The sequence below is a fragment of the Thioclava sp. ISO4 genome (genome assembly GCF_058105145.1).
This window is the reverse complement of sequence record NZ_CM176571.1, coordinates 1,097,858-1,116,090: the sequence shown is the minus strand read 5'-3', so window position 1 is coordinate 1,116,090 and position 18,233 is coordinate 1,097,858. Positions and strand designations below refer to the sequence as shown.

Annotated in this window: 15 protein-coding genes; 7 read left to right on the top strand and 8 right to left on the bottom strand. The window is 65.4% G+C overall.

The genetic code is table 11. From position 1 onward, the window contains the following. Positions 1-105 precede the first annotated feature (105 nt). Positions 106-1,326 carry an efflux RND transporter periplasmic adaptor subunit gene (locus AC2TZ7_RS05645; protein ID WP_489866186.1) on the top strand — a complete coding sequence of 407 codons (1,221 nt, stop codon included), beginning with the start codon at positions 106-108 and terminating at the stop codon, positions 1,324-1,326. A gap of 10 nt (positions 1,327-1,336) precedes the next feature. Next, a complete protein-coding gene (locus tag AC2TZ7_RS05640; RefSeq protein ID WP_489866185.1) occupies positions 1,337-4,405 on the top strand; it encodes an efflux RND transporter permease subunit in 3,069 nt (1,022 codons plus the stop codon). Positions 4,406-4,548: 143 nt separating this feature from the next. On the opposite strand, the gene ptsP is transcribed toward AC2TZ7_RS05640, so the two are convergent. The 4 genes from ptsP to AC2TZ7_RS05620 all read right to left on the bottom strand — a co-directional run bounded on the left by ptsP (position 4,549) and on the right by AC2TZ7_RS05620 (position 9,953). Further along, on the bottom strand, positions 4,549-6,792 hold the full coding sequence (gene ptsP / locus AC2TZ7_RS05635; RefSeq protein WP_098409924.1) for a phosphoenolpyruvate--protein phosphotransferase: 2,244 nt from the start codon (positions 6,790-6,792) through the stop codon (positions 4,549-4,551). Positions 6,793-6,832: 40 nt separating this feature from the next. Continuing rightward, positions 6,833-8,086 carry an aspartate kinase gene (locus AC2TZ7_RS05630; protein ID WP_078521836.1) on the bottom strand — a complete coding sequence of 418 codons (1,254 nt, stop codon included), beginning with the start codon at positions 8,084-8,086 and terminating at the stop codon, positions 6,833-6,835. Between the two features lie 156 nt (positions 8,087-8,242). Continuing rightward, entirely contained in the window at positions 8,243-8,677 is a 435-nt protein-coding gene (locus AC2TZ7_RS05625; protein ID WP_489866184.1) for a DUF1178 family protein, read from the bottom strand. A 67-nt stretch (positions 8,678-8,744) separates the two neighbouring features. Continuing rightward, a complete protein-coding gene (locus AC2TZ7_RS05620; RefSeq protein WP_489866183.1) occupies positions 8,745-9,953 on the bottom strand; it encodes a 3-deoxy-D-manno-octulosonic acid transferase in 1,209 nt (402 codons plus the stop codon). A 168-nt stretch (positions 9,954-10,121) separates the two neighbouring features. Between AC2TZ7_RS05620 and AC2TZ7_RS05615 the strand changes: the two genes are divergently transcribed. Beyond that, on the top strand, positions 10,122-11,717 hold the full coding sequence (locus AC2TZ7_RS05615; RefSeq protein ID WP_489866182.1) for a GMC family oxidoreductase: 1,596 nt from the start codon (positions 10,122-10,124) through the stop codon (positions 11,715-11,717). 139 nt (positions 11,718-11,856) lie between these two features. Here the strand turns inward: AC2TZ7_RS05615 and AC2TZ7_RS05610 are convergent, their stop codons facing one another. Continuing rightward, positions 11,857-12,612: an EcsC family protein gene (locus AC2TZ7_RS05610; RefSeq protein ID WP_489866181.1), complete on the bottom strand. Its 756-nt coding sequence runs from the start codon at positions 12,610-12,612 to the stop codon at positions 11,857-11,859. Positions 12,613-12,660: 48 nt separating this feature from the next. Continuing rightward, complete coding sequence (locus AC2TZ7_RS05605; RefSeq protein WP_489866180.1) at positions 12,661-13,143, bottom strand: GNAT family N-acetyltransferase; 483 nt, start codon at positions 13,141-13,143, stop codon at positions 12,661-12,663. A gap of 77 nt (positions 13,144-13,220) precedes the next feature. Here AC2TZ7_RS05605 and AC2TZ7_RS05600 point away from each other — a divergent pair, with 77 nt between their 5' ends. Next, positions 13,221-13,820: a flavin reductase family protein gene (locus AC2TZ7_RS05600; RefSeq protein ID WP_489866179.1), complete on the top strand. Its 600-nt coding sequence runs from the start codon at positions 13,221-13,223 to the stop codon at positions 13,818-13,820. Here AC2TZ7_RS05600 and AC2TZ7_RS05595 read toward each other — a convergent pair. Continuing rightward, positions 13,810-14,688, bottom strand: a complete 879-nt coding sequence (locus tag AC2TZ7_RS05595) for a DMT family transporter (RefSeq protein WP_489866178.1) — start codon at positions 14,686-14,688, stop codon at positions 13,810-13,812. The genes AC2TZ7_RS05600 and AC2TZ7_RS05595 overlap by 11 nt on opposite strands. A 137-nt stretch (positions 14,689-14,825) precedes the next feature. Between AC2TZ7_RS05595 and AC2TZ7_RS05590 the strand changes: the two genes are divergently transcribed. The 3 genes from AC2TZ7_RS05590 to AC2TZ7_RS05580 are packed head-to-tail and all read left to right on the top strand — an operon-like array spanning position 14,826 to position 16,655. After that, positions 14,826-15,698 (top strand): S-methyl-5'-thioadenosine phosphorylase, encoded by an 873-nt coding sequence (locus tag AC2TZ7_RS05590; protein ID WP_489866177.1) that lies wholly within the window; start codon positions 14,826-14,828, stop codon positions 15,696-15,698. A 7-nt stretch (positions 15,699-15,705) separates the two neighbouring features. Beyond that, positions 15,706-16,236 (top strand): adenine phosphoribosyltransferase, encoded by a 531-nt coding sequence (locus AC2TZ7_RS05585; protein WP_078521850.1) that lies wholly within the window; start codon positions 15,706-15,708, stop codon positions 16,234-16,236. Next, entirely contained in the window at positions 16,233-16,655 is a 423-nt protein-coding gene (locus tag AC2TZ7_RS05580) for an NUDIX hydrolase (protein ID WP_489866176.1), read from the top strand. The genes AC2TZ7_RS05585 and AC2TZ7_RS05580 overlap by 4 nt, the downstream gene beginning before the upstream one ends. Before the next feature lie 123 nt (positions 16,656-16,778). Here the strand turns inward: AC2TZ7_RS05580 and AC2TZ7_RS05575 are convergent, their stop codons facing one another. Next, a complete protein-coding gene (locus tag AC2TZ7_RS05575) occupies positions 16,779-18,182 on the bottom strand; it encodes an FAD-binding oxidoreductase (RefSeq protein ID WP_489866175.1) in 1,404 nt (467 codons plus the stop codon). Positions 18,183-18,233: the final 51 nt, after the last annotated feature.

The following is an 18,233-nucleotide window of genomic DNA, read 5'->3' as shown; positions in this document are numbered from 1 at the left end:
CGTATTGACAGTACAAGGACGTGAACCAAATGGTTCAAAATCGCGCGCAGGTCGGCCGGCGGGGTCGTATTTGCGTGCAAACAGGGATTCTGACGGGACAGCCAAATGATCAAACGCCTCCTCATCGCCCTCGTCGCGCTCATCCTCGTGGTGGGTGGCGTCGTCGGCTACAATCTTTTCCGCTCGAAGATGATCGCGCAGTTCTTCGCAAACATGACACAGCCCCCCGTGGCGGTTTCGGTCAGCGAAGTGAAGCCGATCACCTGGCAGCCGGGCCTCGAGGCGATCGGCACCGCCGCCGCCGTTCGCGGCACCGAACTGGCCGTCGAAATGGGCGGCACGGTTCAGGAGATCCATTTCAAGGCGAATGACAAGGTCGAGAAGGGCCAGGTCCTCATGCAGATCGACGACAGCTCCGAGCGCGCCGATCTGGCCTCGGCCAAGGCCGCTCAGGACCTCGCCGAGACCAATCTCAAGCGCGCGCGCCAGCTCGCCGACCGGGGCGTGTCCGCCACGTCCAATCTCGATCAGGCCGAGGCCAGCGCGCAGGAAGCGCGCGCAAGCGTCGCGAAGCTGCAGGCCGTGCTCGAGAAGAAGCGCCTGACCGCGCCCTTCGCGGGCATCATCGGCATCCCGCAGGTGGAGGTCGGCCAGTATGTCGGCACCGGCACTACCTATGCGACGCTGCAGGATCGCGACCATATGCGCGTCGATTTCACCCTGTCCGAACAGCAGGCGCGTCACGCCGAAGCGGGCCAGACCGTCAAGGTGAAGACCGAGGACGGCTCGGTCGATCTGGAAGGCCAGATCACCGGCATCGAGCCCAAGATCGATCCGAATTCGCGCCTTGTGACCCTGCGCGCCGAGGTCCCCAATGGTGAAGGGAAACTGACGCCCGGCCAGTTCGTCCATGTCACGGTCGTGCTGCCCTCCGAGGACAACGTGATCGCGCTGCCGCAAACGGTGGTGAGCTCCAACCTCTACGGCGACTCGGTCTTCGTGGTGCGCAAGCAAACGCCCGAAGGCGCGGATCAGCCGCAACTGGTGGCCAAGCAGGTCTTCATCACGCTCGGCCGCCGCTCGGGCACGCTCGTCGAAGTGACCAAGGGGCTGAAGACAGGCGACATGGTCGTCAACGCGGGTCAGAACAAGCTGAACTCCGGCGCGACTGTGAGCATCGACAACGCGATTTCGCCCGATCCCGACGCACCCTCGACCGAAGAGGTGATGAAAGCCTTCGGTATGGAGGGCAACGCGCAGGCAAGCTCCGACACGACGTCGGACGCCCAATCGGACACGACCTCAGACGGCGCGAAGGCGCAGTAAGGCCAAGCCCATGAACATCTCCGAGATCTTCATCCGCCGCCCCGTCCTGTCGATGGTGCTGGGCGCGTTCATGCTCCTGCTGGGCGCGCAGGCCTATTTCAACCTGCCCGTCCGCCAATATCCGGAAGTCGAGGAAACGGTGGTCACGATCACCACCGCCTATCCCGGCGCCTCGCCCGAACTGATTCAGGGCTTCATCACCTCGCCGCTGGCCGCCGCCGTGGCGACCACTGAGAACGTCGATTACGTCACCACCCAGTCGCGGCCCTCGGCCTCGGTCATCTCGGTCCACATGAAGCTCGGGTCGAACTCCGACGCGGCGATGACCGAAGTGCTCTCGAAGGTGCAGCAGGTCAAAGGCCAGTTGCCCTCGGCGGCGAAGGACCCGGTGATCCAGAAGGGCACCGGCCAAACCTTCGCGCTGATGTATCTCGCGGCGCTCAACCCGAACATGACGCCCGAGCAGCTGACAGAATATCTGCGCCGGGTGATCCGTCCGCGCATGTCGACGATTCCGGGCGTGGCTCAGACACAGATCATCGGCGCCTCGGATTACGCGATGCGGGTCTGGATCGATCCGGACAAGCTCGCCGCGCGCGGCGTCACGGCATCGGAAGTCGTGGGCGCGATTCAGGCGTCGAACTTCCTCTCGGCCCCGGGCAAGACGAAGAACGAATACGTCGCCCAGTCGATCACGCTGCAATCCACGCTGCAAACGCCGGAAGCCTTCGGCAAACTGCCGATCTCGGGCAAGGGCGATGACGTGGTGCGGCTGCGCGATGTCGCGAAGATCGAACTCGCCAAGGCCTCCGAGAACGAGATCGTCACTTTCGAGGGCAAGGAAGGCACCTTCCTCGGCGTCTATCCGACGCCTGCCGCCAACCCGCTCGATACGGCGGCGGCGGTGCGCAAGGCGCTGCCCGACATCAACGCCTCGCTCCCCGAAGGCATGAAGATCCAGCTGGTCTACGACTCGACCGAGACGATCTCGGCCTCGATCCACGAGGTGTTCAAGACCATCGGCGAGGCGGTCGCAATCGTGACCGTGGTGATCCTGCTGTTCCTCGGGTCGCTGCGCTCGGTGGCGATGCCGATCGTGACCATTCCGCTCTCGCTGATCGGGGTGCTCGCGGTGCTCTTGGCGCTGGGATATTCGATCAACCTTCTCACACTGCTGGCGATGGTGCTGGCGATCGGCCTCGTGGTCGATGACGCGATCGTGGTGGTGGAGAATATCCACCGACATATCGAAGAGGGGATGAAACCGATCCCAGCCGCCGTGCAGGGCATGAAGGAGATCACCGGGCCGGTCATCGCGATGACGATCACGCTAGCCGCGGTGCTCGCGCCTCTCGGCTTTACCGGCGGGCTGACGGGGCAGTTGTTCCGGGAATTCGCCTTCGCGCTGGCGGGATCGGTGATCCTGTCGGGGGTGATCGCACTGACGATCACGCCGATGATGTCGGGCCGCCTGCTGAGACATGGCGAGTCCAAGGGCTTCCAGGCCTTCGTCGACCGCAATTTCGACCGGCTCTCGGGCTGGTACGGGCGGCGCGTCGATGGCTCGCTCGATTTGCGTGGGATCACCCTGCTCATCGTCGCCTCGCTCGTGGGCGTGACCGGGTTCATGCTGATGAACACCAATTCCGAGCTTGCCCCGGATGAGGACAACGGCGCGCTCTTCGCGATCCTGAACGGGCCGCGCTACGCGACCAGCGAGTACACCCAGAAATATATCGACCAGATCGGGCGCGACACGGCCGATATTCCCGAAGTGCGCACCGATTTCTCGATCGCGGGCTTCGGCGGCGACAGCTCTCAGGGCATCTATATCTGGGCGCTCAAGGACTGGGCGGACCGCAACCGTAGCCAGAAGGAAATCCAGCAGGAGATTCAGGGCGATCTCGGCAAATCGACCGGGTTGAAAGGCTTCGCCTTCGCCCCGCCGTCGCTGCCGGGCACCGGGGGCGGCCTTCCGATCTCGGTGGTGATCCAGTCGATCCACTCCGCGAAACGCGTCGCCGAAGTGGCCGAGGAGATCAAGAACAAGGCGCAGGCCTCGGGCAAGTTCATCGTCGTGCAGAACTCGCTCAACTTCGACAGCCCGCAGGTCAATGTCACGATCGACCGCGACCGGGCGGCGGCGCTGAACGTGCCGGTCTCCGATATCGGCTCGACCTTGGGCTTGCTGGTGGGCGAGGCGTCGGTGGCGCAGTTCGACCGCGACTCCAACAGCTACGACATCATCCCGCAGGTGCCGCAGCGGTTCCGCGCGAACCCCGAAGAACTGGGCCGCTACTTCGTGCGCTCGTCCTCGGGGGCGATGATCCCGCTGTCGTCGCTCGTGAAGATCGACACCGGGGTGAACGCGTCTTCGATCGAACAGTTCGACCAGCTGAACGCGGCCACGATCACGGCGCTGCCGCTGCCCGGTGGCTCCACCGGCGAGGGTGTGCAGACCATCGTCGACATCGCCAAGCAGGTGATGCCCGAAGGCTTCTACGTGAACTATTCGGGCCAGTCGCGGATCGAGACGCAGCAGGGCAACACCATCCTGATCGCCTTCGCGGCGGCCGTGCTGGTGATCTACCTCGTGCTCGCCGCGCAGTTCGAGAGCTTCCGCGACCCCTTCATCATCATGATGACGGTGCCGCTGACGATCTTCGGGGCGGTGCTGCCGCTGAACCTTGGGTTGGGCACGCTCAACATCTATTCCGAGGTGGGGCTGATCACGCTGGTCGGTCTGATCACGAAGCACGGGATCCTGATGGTCGAGTTCGCCAATCAGCAGCGCGAGCAGTCGGGCCTCACCCGCAGGCAGGCCATCGTGAAAGCCGCGCAGACCCGTCTGCGTCCGATCCTGATGACCACCGCCGCAATGGCGCTGGCCGTGGTGCCGCTGATCCTCGCGCAAGGCGCGGGTGCAGAGGCGCGCAAGGCGATGGGCCTCGTGATCTTCTCGGGGATCCTGATCGGGACGATGTTCACGCTGTTCGTGGTGCCGATGTTCTACACCTTCATCGCGCCCTCGGATAAATCGTTCAAGGAAGCGGAAGCGAAGCGTCTGGCCGCAGGCTGACGAATGAAGACAAGGCTGGGGGCTTCGCGCCCCCAGACCCCCGCGGGATATTTGGGCCAAGGCGAAGTGTCAGAGCTTCGCCTTGGCCCAAAATCATTCCGGGGGTGAGATTTCGTGGATAGGAGAGGCTGCCCCTGCCCCGCTCAGAGATGGGCGAGGTAGCTCGTCACGGCGGGGCGCACGCTGGATTGGCCGGCATTGCGCGCCTGCTGGATCACCTGCCGCAGCTCGCCCAGATCGGCGCGGCGGATCAGGTGTTTGACCGGGCCGATCGAGGCGGGCCGCATCGAGAGCGTGCGGATGCCGAGCGCCGCGAAGGTCAGCGACTCGATCGGGCGGCCCGCATCCTCGCCGCAGAAGCTGAGATGGGTATCCGAGACCGCGCAGCGCGCGATGATCCGTTCGAGGAAGTTCAGGAACGACCCGTCGAGCGTATCGTAGCGGCGGCGCACCCGTTCGTTCTCGCGGTCGGCGGCGAAGAAGAACTGCTTCAGATCGTTGCCGCCGATCGAGATGAAATCGCAATCGCGGTAGAAGCTGTCGGGGGCGAAACCGAGGCTCGGGGTTTCCAGCATCGCACCGATGCGCAGCTCTTCAGGCACGGTGCGGCCCAGCTGCGCCTCGCGGTCGCGGACCCGCAGCAGCGTGTCGCGCGCGGCGTAGAATTCCTCGGGCAGCGCGATGAAGGGGAACATGATCGAGGTCGGGCGCCCGTCGGCGGCGCGCAGCAGCGCCTGCAGCTGCATCCGCAGGATCCCCGGCTTGTCGAGCCCCACCCGCAGCGCGCGCCAGCCCATCGCGGGGTTCGGCTCGTCTTGCGGCTTCATGTAGGGCACGACCTTGTCGGAGCCGATATCGAGCGTGCGGAAATTCACCCGCTTGCCATCGGCGGCATCCATCACCCGCTTGTAGAGCTGCACCAGCTCGTTGCGGCGCGGCACCTTGGTGCGGGTCAGGAATTGCAGCTCGGTGCGGAACAGGCCCACCCCGTCGGCGCCGGAGCCCTTCAGCGAAGGCAGGTCCGCCATCAGACCCGCATTCATCATCAGCGAGACGGTCTGGCCCGATTTGTCCATCGCGGGCTGGTCGCGCAGCGAGGCGTAGCGTTTCTGCGCCTCCGCCTGCATCGCGATCTTGTCGCGGAAGGCATGGGCCACGCTTTCCTCGGGCCGCAGATGCACCACGCCCTGATCGCCGTCGACGAGGATCGGATCTCCGTTCAGCGCCTCGGCGGTGATCCGGCCCGCATGGATCACCAGCGGGATCGAGAGCGCGCGGGTGACGATCGCGGCATGCGATCCGACGGAGCCCTCCTCCAGCACCACGCCCTTGAGCTTGCGGTCATAGTCGAGCAGTTCCGCCGGGCCGATATTGCGCGCCACCAGAACCGGGTTCTCCGGCATCTCGGCGCCGGTATCGCTGCCCTGCCCCGTCAGCTGCCGCAGCAGGCGGTTCGACAGGTCGTCGAGATCGTTGAGCCGTTCGCGCAGGTAGGGATCGGGTGCCTTGCGCATCCGGTCGCGTGCGGCGTTCTGTTCCTTCTCGACGGCGGCTTCGGCGGAGAGGCCGGCTGCGATGTCTTCGAGCATCCGCCGCTTCCAGCCCTTCGAGGCCGCGAGCATCTTGAAGGTCTCCAGCACCTGCCGCTGATCCTTGTCGATCAGGGTCGGGCTGGCCAGCATCTCGTCGATCTTGCCGCGCAGTTCGGTGATCGCCTCTTCGAGGCGCGCAGCCTCGGCCTCGGGATCCTCGGCGACCGGGTTCGTCACGACGACGCGCGGCTCGTGCAGCCAGACGCGCCCCTCGGCGGCGCCCTCCTGCCCCGTCGCGCCGCGGAACATGACCGGGAAGCGATGCGTCGCGCCGATCTCGGAATTCTCGCCGCCGGTGAAAGCACCGAGTTCGGTCATTTCGGCCAGCACCATCGCGACGACCTCGAGCCCGTAAAGTTCGTCATCCGAGAAGCTGCGCTCGTCCTTCGACTGCACGACCAGAACGCCCAGCTTCTCGCCCACGCGCTGGATCGGCACGCCGACGAAGCTGGAATAGATCTCTTCGCCCGTCTCCGGCATGTAGCGGAAGCCCGGCTCGGAGGGCGCATCGGCGGAGTTGATCGGACGACCCGACCGCGCCACGCGGCCCACGAGACCCTCGCCCAGCCGCATCCGCGTGTGGTGGACGGCCTCTGCCTTCAGACCTTCGGTTGCGCAAAGCTCGAGCGTTTCGGGATCGCGGAAAAGGTAGATCGAACACACTTCGGTGCCCATCGAATCCGCGATGATCTGGGTGATGTGATTGAGCCGGTCCTGCCCGTCGCCCTCTGTGGCCAGCGTATCGCGCAGGCGTCGCAATAGCGTGCGACTATCACTTTCGCTCAGTTCCACCATCCGCGCAGGTCGTCCCTGTTTCTGCGGCCCTTCGGGTTACTCAGGCCTTGTCGAGTTCGAAGGCATCATGCAGGGCCTGAACCGCCAGTTCCAGATATTTGCGGTCGACCAGCACCGAAATCTTGATTTCCGACGTAGCGATAACCTTGATGTTCACGTTTTCAGCGGCCAGCGCCTTGAACATCTTCGCCGCGACCCCCGCATGGGAGCGCATACCGATGCCCACGACGGAGATTTTCGCCACGTCTTCGTCGGCGACCAGCTCGTCGAACTTGATCAGCCCGGCGTCGCGGGCGTCTTCCATCGCCTTGCGGGCGCGGGCGACCTGATTGACCGGGCAGGAGAAGGTCATGTCGGTGACCTTGACCTCATGCTCGGCCTGACGCTCGGAGATGTTCTGGACGATCATGTCGACATTCACCCCCGCATCGGCGAGCGGCCCGAAGATCGCGCTGGCGATGCCGGGGCGGTCTTCGACCGTCACGAGGGTCATTTTCGCTTCGTCGCGGGAAAAGGCGACGCCGGAGACAACTTTCGATTCCATGATTTTATCCTCGTCGCAGACCAGAGTGCCCGAATTCTCCGTGGTTTCCTCGAAGGAGCTTAGCACGCGCAGCGGCACCTTGTAGCGCATCGCGAGCTCGACCGAGCGGGTTTGCAGAACCTTCGCCCCGAGGCTCGCGAGTTCCAGCATCTCCTCGAAGGCGATGCGGTCGAGCTTGCGCGCCTTGGAGGAGACGCGCGGGTCGGTGGTGTAGATGCCGTCGACATCGGTGTAGATGTCGCAACGCTCCGCGCCGAAGGCGGCGGCGAAAGCCACGGCGGTCGTGTCGGAGCCGCCCCGGCCGAGCGTGGTGATCCGGTTTTCCGGCGAAAGCCCCTGGAAGCCCGCGATCACCGCGACCTTGAAGCCCTCGGAGAATTTCTGGTCGAGATTTTCGCGCGGGATCGACACGAAGCGCGCCGCGCCATGCGCCGAGGTCGTGTTGATCGGCACCTGCCAGCCCTGCCAGCTGCGCGCGGAGACACCCATCTCCTGCAGGCGCAGCGACATCAGCCCGGCTGTGATATTCTCGCCCGAGGCGACCACGGCGTCATATTCGCGCGCGTCATAGAGCGGCGAAGTGGTCTCGACCCAGTTGACGAGTTCATTGGTCTTGCCCGACATCGCCGAGACAATCACGATGACATCGTAACCGCGTTCGACTTCGCGCTTCACCTTTTCGGCGGCGTTGGCGATCCGGTCGAGATCGGCGACGGAAGTGCCGCCGAATTTCATCACCAGAATGGGCATGGAAATCCCCCTTGGGCAGAGTCGGGCCTCTGCTAGCTCAAGCCGTTGAGCCGCGCAAGAGATTTGGCGTTTTGAAGGCCTCAGATCGGCACTGGGGCGCTGCCCCTCTTCGCTTTCGCGAATTCACCCCGGGATATTTGGAAAGAGCGAAAAGGGTCAGTTCGTCTTGCGCGTGGACAGGAAGGGGAGCGGCAGAACCGGCAGCCCGTCCTCCAACATCTTGCGCGCCTCTTCGGGCTTCGCCTCGCCGTGAATCGCGCGCCTTTTGGCGGTGCCCTCATGCATCGCCCGCGCTTCCGTGGCGAAATTCATGCCGACGTAATCCGAATTTTTCTCGATCTCGCGGCGCATCGCGGCGAGGGCCTGTTCGGCCTCGGATCGCGGCTGCGAAAGAGGGCGGTCGGGGGCGGACTCATCCGTCTTGCGCGTTTGTGCGACAGGCGGTGCCATCAGCGATTTCTCGATCTTTTTCGCACCGCAGATCGCGCATTCCAACTGGCCTGCGGCTTTGAGCGCCTCGAACCCGGAGGCCGAGGGGAACCAACTGTCGAAGCGGTGCTCATTCTCGCATTGCAGCGTATAACGGATCATGTCTGCATCTCCCGGATGCATATGCAAATAAGCGTTTCAGGCCGTTATGCAAGCGCGTCGCCGTCGCTCAGAGCCGTGCGAGGAGCGCCTTTGCAAGGCTTTCGACATCCGCAGGCGGGCCAAGAGCCTTCCGGGCAGCGCGCGCAATATCGGCCTGCGCGTCGGCGTCAATCGTAGTGAAGGCCGCCGCAAGATCGGCTTCGGTTTCGCAAAGCCGCGCCCCGCCTGCCGCATCGAGCGCGGCATAGGCATCGGCGAAATTCGCGACATGCGGGCCGTGCAGCAAAGCGCAGCCGAAGCCCGCGGGCTCATAAGGGGTATGGCCACCCTTTTCGACCAGCGAGCCGCCAACGAAACACAGGCCTGCGCTGGCATACCAGCGCCCCATCTCGCCCAGCGTATCGGCCAGATAGACCTCCGCCGTCGCGGGTTCATCCTTCGAGCGGGTGGTATGAGGCAGCCCGGCCTTGCCGATCAGCGCCGCGATCTCGGGCGCGCGGCGCGGATGGCGCGGAGCGAGGATCAGGCGCAGGCCGGGGCGGCGCGCGCGCGCCTTCGCGAAGGCGGCAAGGATCGGCGCGTCTTCCCCCTCATGAGTCGAGGCAGCCAGAACCGTGTCGCTGCGCGGCCAGTCGAGCGGCACCCCGGGCGCGACGGTGATCGCCGTCTTGAGATTGGCAGGCGGCATCAGTCGGTCGCGCGGCAGGCCAAGGTCAAGGAACCGCGCCTCGGATCCCGCATCCTGCGCCGAAAGCGCGGTGATCTGCGCGACCATCGGCTGCGCGATCCCGATCTTGGCCCAGCGCGCCACCGAACGCGCCGACATCCGTGCACCGATCACGAAGATCGGCCGCCCCGCATCGGCCATCAGCGCCATGCGGTTCGGCCAGAGCTCATTCTCAATCACGACCAGCGCCTGGGGCTCGTGGCGCGACAGAAACCGCCGCAGCACGGCGCGATGATCGAGCGGGGCCATGCGGATCGCGATGCGCGGATCGGCCCAGCCCTGTCCCAGCTCGCGCGCCGTCACCGTGTTCACCGTCACCAACAGCTGCAACGCGGGATCTGCGGCCAGCAGCGCATCGATTAGAGGCTTGGCGGAGGTCAGCTCTCCATTCGAGGCGGCATGCAGCCACAGACGGCGCTGCGCGGCCTCCCCGCCGCCCAGCCGCTCCGCGAGAGCCGTCCAGCTTTGCCGCCCGCGCAGAACGCGCCAGAGCAGCGCCGCCAGAACAGGCAGGCTCGCGATACTGACGAGAAGGCGGTAGAGGACCATGAAAGGCTCCGGCAGGATTTGCGCCATAGAACGGATCACCCCCCTCACAGGCAAGCCCCTCCTTGCGTTTTCGCAAAGCTACTTTGCGCGAATGAACGGGTCATGGCCTTGTTTCCCGCGCGGCAGCTTGCGAAAGTCTTGCCCGGAGGCGCAGTTCGGGAGGGGCTAATGGAGCAATACGATTACATCGTGGTCGGCGGTGGCAGCGCAGGCTGCGTTCTGGCGAACCGTCTGTCGGAGAACCCCAAGCACAAGGTGCTGCTGCTCGAAGCAGGCGGGCGCGACAATTACCACTGGGTGCATATCCCGGTGGGCTACCTGTACTGCATCGGCAATCCGCGCACCGACTGGGGCTACAAGTCGAAAGCCGATGCTGGTCTGAACGGGCGCGAGCTGCTCTATCCGCGCGGGCGTATCCTTGGCGGCTGCTCCTCGATCAACGGCATGATCTACATGCGCGGTCAGGCGCGCGATTACGATATGTGGGCGCAGTCGGGCAATCCCGGCTGGAGCTGGGACGACGTGCTGCCGCTGTTCAAGAAGCAGGAAGATTTCTATCGCGGCGAGAGCGACCTGCACGGCGCGGGCGGCGAATTGCGGGTGGAGGAAGCCCGCGTGCGCTGGGAGATGCTCGACACCTTCCTCGAGGCCGCAGAAGAGGCCGGCTTCCCACGCACCGACGATTTCAATACCGGCACGAACGAGGGCGGCGGCTATTTCCACGTCACGCAGAAATCCGGCTGGCGCTGGAGCGCTGTGAAAGCCTTCCTGAAGCCTGCGATGCAACGCCCCAACCTGCGGATCGAGACCAATGCGCAGGTCGAGAAGCTGCTGATCGAGGAGGGCCGCGTCCTCGGCATCCGCTATAACCAGAACGGCCAGAGCCACGACGTGAAGGCGGGCGAGACGGTTCTCTCGGCAGGCTCGGTCGGCTCGGTGCAGATTCTCGAGCTTTCGGGGATCGGGCGCGGCGACGTGCTGTCCGAGCATGGCATCACCCCGGTCGCCGAGGTCGATGGCGTGGGCGAGAACCTGCAGGATCACTTGCAACTGCGCCTCATCTACAAGGTTTCGGGCGTCAAGAGCCTGAACACCATGTCCTCGACCCTTTGGGGCAAGGCGAAGATCGGCATGGAATATGCGCTGTTCCGCTCGGGTCCGATGTCGATGTCGCCCTCGCAGGTGGGCATCTTCACGCGCAGCTTCCCCGAGAAGGAGACGCCCGATCTGGAATATCACGTCCAGCCGGTCAGCCTCGACAAGTTCGGCGATGCGGTCCACCCCTTCCCCGGCATGACAGCGAGCGTGTGCAACCTGCGCCCCGAAAGCCGTGGCCATGTGCATATCACCTCGCCCGATTTCCGCGCCCATCCCGAGATCGCGCCGAATTACCTCTCGACCGAGGGCGATCGCCGCGTCGCCGCCGAAGCGATCCGACAGGTCCGCCGCGTGGCCTCGCAGCCAGCGTTCTCGAAATACAAACCCGAGGAATACAAGCCCGGCCCGGACTATCAGACCGAAGCCGAGTTGGTGAAAGCGGCGGGCGATATCGGCACCACGATCTTCCACCCCGTCGGTACCTGCCGGATGGGCTCGGATGACGGCGCGGTGGTGGACTCGCGGCTGCGGCTGAAAGCGCTGAAGGGCCTGCGCATCGCGGATGCTTCGGTGATGCCGACGATCACCTCGGGCAACACCAACGCGCCGACGATGATGATCGCCGAGAAGGCGGCGCAGATGATCCTCGAAGACGCGAAGAGCTGAGGGTTCAGAGGGGGCGCTGCCCCCGCTCCTTCGGAGCCCCCCGGGATATTTTCGCCAAGAGGAAAAGAAACGTTCTTCCTCTTGGTCTAAACATCCCCGCCGGAGGCATTCGACCGCGACCAGAGGCGCGGCGCTTCGATCACGTGGAGATGCGGGCGACAAGCTCCTCGCGCAGAACGCCCTCATCGGTGCCGGTGTCGCGCGCAAGGCGCTTGAGACCGAAATGGACGCGGGCGATTTCCTGATAATAGCTGGTGAAGGCGTAGTTGACGGCGGCACCTGCGACCGCGCCAAGAACCGGGGCCGCCTGAGCCGCAAGCTTTTGCCCCAGCACGATCGACAGGCGCGGCGCGACCTTGGCGATCAGCGACTTCATGCTCGGCCCGGTGATCGTGGCCCGCGCGGCGAGGAAGCTCAGGTCCATCCCGTCATCATCTTCGAGCGGCCCGGCAGAGGCGAAGACCCGCAGGCATTCGAGCCGCACCTCTTCCGAGGCCGGATCGAAGCCATGTTCGGCGGCGATGCCCTGTATGGCGCGCAGGAGCATGGTGACCGTGAAGGGCAATTCGGCGAGCGAACTGCCCAGGCCCCCGACGCCGCCCGCAGCCCCCATCGCGGTGGTCAGCGTCCGGTTCATCCAGTCGGGCCGGTCCGAGACGATCCCGCGCGAACGCTCAGCAGCGGTCATCGCCCCTGACAACGCGCGTTCGGTCGCCCCGTCGAGCCCATTGCGGACCGGGGTGGGCAATTTGCCCAGCAGCCCCTCGGCAGAGCCTCCGATATAGCCGATCACCTGCATCACCACGCCGCCCGCCGCGCGGTGGCGTTTCGCGAGCGAGTCGAGCTGTCCCAGAATCGCCGGGTCGCTCACGGGGGGAAGAATATCTGCCATCATCGCCTCCTTGCCTTTCCCTGATATGGGGCGGCGGGGGCGCTTCGGCAATCAGTCGTCTTTCTCGACCTGACCGCGCACGCCCTCCCAGGCGCCGGGCACCAGTTCGAGCCCCAGAACGCGGTCGGGATTGGTGGGCGGCGGCATCTCGACATCGTCGAGCTTTGAAAAGCCAAAGCGCTGGTAATAGGGCGCATCGCCCACCAGCAGCACCCGCTCCCAGCCCAGATCGGCAGCGCGCGAGAGGCTTTCATGCATCAGGATTCCGCCCAGCCCTTCGCCCTGCCGCGTCGGGTGGACCGCGATCGGCCCCAGCAGCAGCACGCGCTTGCCGCCCACCCTGACCGGCCAGAAGCGGATCACCGCCGCGAGGATGCCGTCCTGGCGCAGCGTGAGGCAAAGCGGGCGCACTGGATCGACCCCGTCGCGCAACCGGTAGGAGGACAGCGCCGTGCGACCCGGCGCGAAGCAGAGGTCATAGAGCGCCTCGACTTCCCACCAGTCTTCCGCTGTCTCTTGTTCGAGCTGATACATACGCCCGCCGCCCCTTTCAGGCTGCCCCTTTCCTGCGCGGTAGCATGCGCTAAGTTCGGGATCAAACAGGAGAAAGCATGTTCTATCGCACCTCGGATGGCCACCCTCTCGCCCATAACCCGTTCAATTCCATCGTCGCCCCGCGTCCGATCGGCTGGATTTCGACGCGCAGCGAGATGGGCGACAACCTTGCGCCCTACTCCTTCTTCAACGCGGTCGCCTATACGCCGCCGCAGGTGATCTTCTCCTCGACCGGGGTGAAGCCCGACCGCGACGGCACGAAGGACAGCGTCTCGCAGCTGCGCGAAGCGGGCGTGTTCTGCGCCAATCTCGTGACTTATGCACTGAAGGATCAGATGAACGCCTCCTGCGCGAACTTCCCTGCTGGCACGGATGAGTTCGCCGAATGCGGGATCGAGAAGGCGGAATGCGAGACCATCGACTGCCCGCGTGTGGCGGCGGCGCCCGCGTCGCTCGAATGCCGCGTGGTGCAGGTGATCAAGCTTCTGGGCGAGGGCAATTACCTCGTGCATGGCGAGGTGACGGGCATCCATATCGCCGATGATTGCCTGAAGGACGGGATCTATTCGCCGCCTGACCGTCTGGTGCGGCTCGGCAATCGCGGCGATTACGCGGCCGTGTCGGAAACCTTCGAGATGCTGCGGCCTAAGCTCTGACCCGTGCGCGGGCCCGGCTGCGGCGGCCTTCGATCAGCGTGTAGAGGCCGCTCGCCACGATCAGGGCTGCGCCCACGATCATCGCCGCATCGGGCCGCTCGCCGAACACCACCGCGCCGAGGATCAAAGCAAAGATCAGGCGGGTGTAGCGGAAGGGCGTGATGACCGAGACCTCGCCCATCCGCATCGCCTTGGTCAGCGACCAATAGGCGAGGCTGCCGAAGGCCACCGCACCGGCCACGTCGCGCAGCGCGAAGAAATCAGGCGTCGTCACACCGCCGAAGATCAGCAGGATCAGCACGCCGGTCGGGATCAGCATCATGAAGCCGTAGAAGCTGAGCTGGAAATTCGACAGGACCGGCGGGCAGGCGCGCGTCGCCAGATCGCGCCCCGCGAAGCCCAGCATCCCCAGCACGGTCCAGAGGGCAGCCGGGACGAAACCGTCGAGGCCGGGGCGCAGCACGATCAGCACGCCGATGAACCCGATCCCCACCGCGACCCAGCGGCGGATGCCGACGCGTTCGGAAAACACCACCGCTGCACCTGCGACCACCACGAGCGGCGTCGCCTGCAGGATGGCGGAGGCGTTCGAGAGCGGAGTCAGTGCGATCCCAAGCGTGTAGCCGAGGCGCCCCACCACTTCGAGCGCGAGCTTTATCAGGAGCGGTTTCGAGGCGAGCGCCGGATGTAGCAGCCGCTGACCGCGCGCGGTGATGAGCACGCCGAAGACCACCATCCCGCCGAGGCCGAACAGCATCAGCACCACGCCCACCGCGAGATGGGTAGAGGCGGATTTGACGAACATGTCTTCCATCGCGAAGGCCGCCATCGCGACGACCATCAGCACCGAGCCGCGGATATTTTCCATAGATTCTCCCGTGGGGACTCCCATATCCCCCTGCGCCGATAGACCGCGCGGCAAGTGGCTGCAATCCCTCTTTCCTCCCGGGGCCGTGGCGCTTAGGCTCGCCGCGACGCGGAAAAGACAGGCGAAGGATGCGCAGAATGGACAGAATGATCGGGGTGATCGGCGGCTCGGGCGTCTATCAGATCAACGGGCTCGAAGGGGCCGAATGGATCACCGTCGAGACGCCGTTCGGCGCGCCCTCCGATCAGGTGCTGACCGGCACGCTCGACGGTGTAAAGATGGCCTTCCTGCCCCGCCACGGGCGCGGCCATGTCGAGACGCCGACCACCGTTCCCTACCGCGCCAATATCGCCGCGATGAAACAGCTGGGCGTCACCGATCTGGTCGCCGTTTCCGCCGTGGGCTCGCTGAAAGAGGCCTATGCGCCGGGCGATTTCCTGATCGTGGACCAGTATATCGACCGCACCTTCGCCCGCGAGAAGACCTTCTTCGGTCCCGGCATGGTGGGCCATGTCTCGGTGGCGCATCCCGTGTGTGCAGAGCTGTCGGCCGCCTGCGCCGAGGCCGCGCGCAAGACCGGCGTGAGCGTCCATGAGGGCGGCACCTATGTCGCGATGGAGGGCCCGCAATTCTCGACCAAGGCCGAGAGCGAGCTTTACCGCCAATGGGGGGCCGACGTGATCGGCATGACCGGCATGCCCGAGGCCAAGCTCGCCCGCGAGGCAGAGCTGCACTATGCCTGCGTCGCAATGATCACCGATTACGACTGCTGGCACCCCGATCATGATGCCGTGGATGTGGCGCAGGTCGTTGCCGTCGCGATGAAGAACGCCGATAAGGCGCGCGATCTGGTCGCGGCTCTGCCCGGTCTGCTGAAGGGCACTGCGGGCGATTGCGCCACCGGCTGCACCCACGCCCTCGACAGCGCGATCATGACCGCCCCCGACAAGCGCGACCCCGAGATGGCGCGCAAACTGAAGACCATCGCGGGCCGTGTGCTCGACCTCTGAGGATCCCATGACCAACGTCAAAGACTATATCCGCACCATCGCCGATTTCCCGCATGAGGGGATCATGTTCCGCGATGTGACGACGCTTTTCGCCGATCCGCGCGGCTTCCGCATGGCGATCGACCAGTTGCTGCACCCTTGGGCGGGCCAGCAGATCGACAAGGTCGTGGGGCTGGAGGCGCGCGGCTTCATCATCGGCGGCGCGATCGCGCATCAGCTGTCGAAAGGTTTCGTGCCGATCCGCAAGAAGGGCAAGCTGCCCGGTCAGACGATCTCGCAGGCCTACCAGCTGGAATATGGCGAGGCGGTTATGGAGATGCACGAGGATGCGATCAAACCCGGCGAGAAGGTTCTGGTCGTCGACGATCTTCTGGCCACCGGCGGCACCGCGCAGGCGGGCATCCAACTGATCGAGCGCGTCGGCGGCGAGATCGTGGGCCTGTCCTTCATCGTCGATCTGCCGGAACTGGGCGGGCGCAAGCTGCTCGAAGATCGCGGCATGAATGTCAGCGTTCTGTGCGAATTCGAGGGGGCGTGAGCCCCCGTCCCGTCCCCGCCATTCTCGCGGTCGTGATCCGCGACGGGCAGGCGCTGCTGGTCCAGCGGGCGAACCCACCCGATGCCGGGCTCTGGGGTTTTCCCGGCGGCAAGGTCGAGTTCGGCGAAACGCTACTTGCAGCGGCAGAGCGCGAGTTGCTGGAGGAGACCGGCGTGCAGGCGCGGGCCACCCATGCCTTCAACGCGCTCGACGTCCTCGCCGAGGATGGAAAGGGCACGCTGGAGCATCACTTCGTGCTGATCGCAGTCGAATGCCAGTGGCAGGCCGGAGAGCCGGTCGCGGACGACGACGCGCTGGATGCGCGCTGGGTCGATATCGACCGGATGGAGGAAGAACTGTCCCTCAGCCGCGACGTGGCGCGGATCGCGCGGCAGGCCGCCGCACTGGGACCGCGTTAACGTCTTTCTTACGCGAATCGACCTAACCTGAGCGGGCCTGATGGTTCGGCTGCTTGCAATGACACGTGAACCAGAACGCCGCGCTCCGCCTGCTCTCCTGGCGGGGCGCGTTTCTCTTGGCCCTCAGCGCTCCGCCAGCACCGCGCCGGGGTTCAGGATGCCTTTCGGGTCCAGCGCCGCCTTGATCGCGCGCATCGCGGCCAGTTTGCCCGGATCGCCGTAACGCTCCAGATCGCCCACCTTGAGCCGCCCGATCCCGTGCTCGGCCGAGATCGAGCCGCCAAAGCGGTCGACCAGATCGTAGACCGTCTCGGGGATCGCGCGACGCAGGTTCTCGTATTCCTTGCGGTCGCGCCCCTCGGCGGGGAACGCGTTGAAATGCAGGTTGCCGTCGCCGACATGGCCGAAGCAGTTGATGCGGATATTGCCGAGGTCGAGAAGCGCGCCACGCGCCTCTTCGATGAAAGCAGCCAGTTTCGGCAGCGGCAGCGAGATGTCATGGCTCGAGATCGACCCGATTCGCTTGTTCGCTTCCGGCAGACTCTCACGCAGGGTCCACATCTGGGCGCGCTGGCTTTCGGAACTGGCGATCACCCCATCGCTGACCAGCCCCTCGGCCGCCTCGAATAGCTCTGCCAGCGCCTCCTCCGGTGCCAGCCCTTCGGGCAGACCGATCTCGATCAGCACCGACCAGTCGGGGCGCGCCTCAAAAGGGTGATGCACCTCCGGCCCGACTTCGTCGAGAAAGCGCAGCCCCTGCCCCGAGATCATCTCGAAGGCCGAAACGCAGCCCGGCATCCGGGCCTCGGCCAGTTCCAGCAGTTCCAGCGCGGCGGCGGGGCTTTCGACCACCATCATCGCCGTGCCGACTGCCGCCGGGCGCGGGAACAGCCGCAGGGTCGCCGCCGTGATGATCCCGAGCGTGCCTTCCGACCCGATCAGCAGGTCCTTCAGATCGTAGCCGGTATTGTCCTTGCGCAGATGCTTGAGGCCCGAGATCACCGTGCCATCGGCCAGCACCGCCTCGACGCCCAGACACAGCTCGCGCGCATTGCCGTAGCGCAGCACGTTCACCCCGCCCGCATTGGTCGCCAGCACACCGCCGATCCGGGCAGAGCCCTGGCTTGCGATGCTCAGCGGGAACAGCCGCGCCGCGCCTTCCGCTGCCTGCTGCGCCTCGAGCAGCGTCGCGCCGGCCTCGATCTCCAGCACATGGCCAGTGACCGCGCGCACGGCATTCATTTTCTCGAGGCTCAGGATGACCGGTGCAGGTCCGTCTTCGGTGATCTGGCCGCCGACCAGACCGGTGCCCCCGCCATAGGGCAGCACGGCGACGCCCGCCGCGTGGCAGTGCTTCAGAACCGCCGCGACCTCTTCGGTCGACGTCGGCTTCACCAGAACTCCGCCAAGACCGTGGTACCGCCCGCGCGGTTCTTCGAGGTAAGACGCGCCCGGCGCCCCGAGGCTCAGGCCCGGCACCGCGTTCCGCAGCGTCTCGACGAAACTTTCATCAGCGGCGGTGCGCATCTCTGCCTCCTTCGGCTTGGCTGAAATATCCCGGGGGGTGAGCCGGGATCA

Excerpts from the sequence above, each read along its gene's own strand:
- AC2TZ7_RS05645 (WP_489866186.1), top strand. The coding sequence starts at position 106 with ATGATCAAACGCCTCCTCATCGCCCTCGTCGCGCTCATCCTCGTGGTG.
- AC2TZ7_RS05640 (WP_489866185.1), top strand. The coding sequence starts at position 1,337 with ATGAACATCTCCGAGATCTTCATCCGCCGCCCCGTCCTGTCGATGGTG.
- ptsP (WP_098409924.1), bottom strand. The coding sequence starts at position 6,792 with ATGGTGGAACTGAGCGAAAGTGATAGTCGCACGCTATTGCGACGCCTG.
- AC2TZ7_RS05630 (WP_078521836.1), bottom strand. The coding sequence starts at position 8,086 with ATGCCCATTCTGGTGATGAAATTCGGCGGCACTTCCGTCGCCGATCTC.
- AC2TZ7_RS05625 (WP_489866184.1), bottom strand. The coding sequence starts at position 8,677 with ATGATCCGTTATACGCTGCAATGCGAGAATGAGCACCGCTTCGACAGT.
- AC2TZ7_RS05620 (WP_489866183.1), bottom strand. The coding sequence starts at position 9,953 with ATGGTCCTCTACCGCCTTCTCGTCAGTATCGCGAGCCTGCCTGTTCTG.
- AC2TZ7_RS05615 (WP_489866182.1), top strand. The coding sequence starts at position 10,122 with ATGGAGCAATACGATTACATCGTGGTCGGCGGTGGCAGCGCAGGCTGC.
- AC2TZ7_RS05610 (WP_489866181.1), bottom strand. The coding sequence starts at position 12,612 with ATGATGGCAGATATTCTTCCCCCCGTGAGCGACCCGGCGATTCTGGGA.
- AC2TZ7_RS05605 (WP_489866180.1), bottom strand. The coding sequence starts at position 13,143 with ATGTATCAGCTCGAACAAGAGACAGCGGAAGACTGGTGGGAAGTCGAG.
- AC2TZ7_RS05600 (WP_489866179.1), top strand. The coding sequence starts at position 13,221 with ATGTTCTATCGCACCTCGGATGGCCACCCTCTCGCCCATAACCCGTTC.
- AC2TZ7_RS05595 (WP_489866178.1), bottom strand. The coding sequence starts at position 14,688 with ATGGAAAATATCCGCGGCTCGGTGCTGATGGTCGTCGCGATGGCGGCC.
- AC2TZ7_RS05590 (WP_489866177.1), top strand. The coding sequence starts at position 14,826 with ATGGACAGAATGATCGGGGTGATCGGCGGCTCGGGCGTCTATCAGATC.
- AC2TZ7_RS05585 (WP_078521850.1), top strand. The coding sequence starts at position 15,706 with ATGACCAACGTCAAAGACTATATCCGCACCATCGCCGATTTCCCGCAT.
- AC2TZ7_RS05575 (WP_489866175.1), bottom strand. The coding sequence starts at position 18,182 with ATGCGCACCGCCGCTGATGAAAGTTTCGTCGAGACGCTGCGGAACGCG.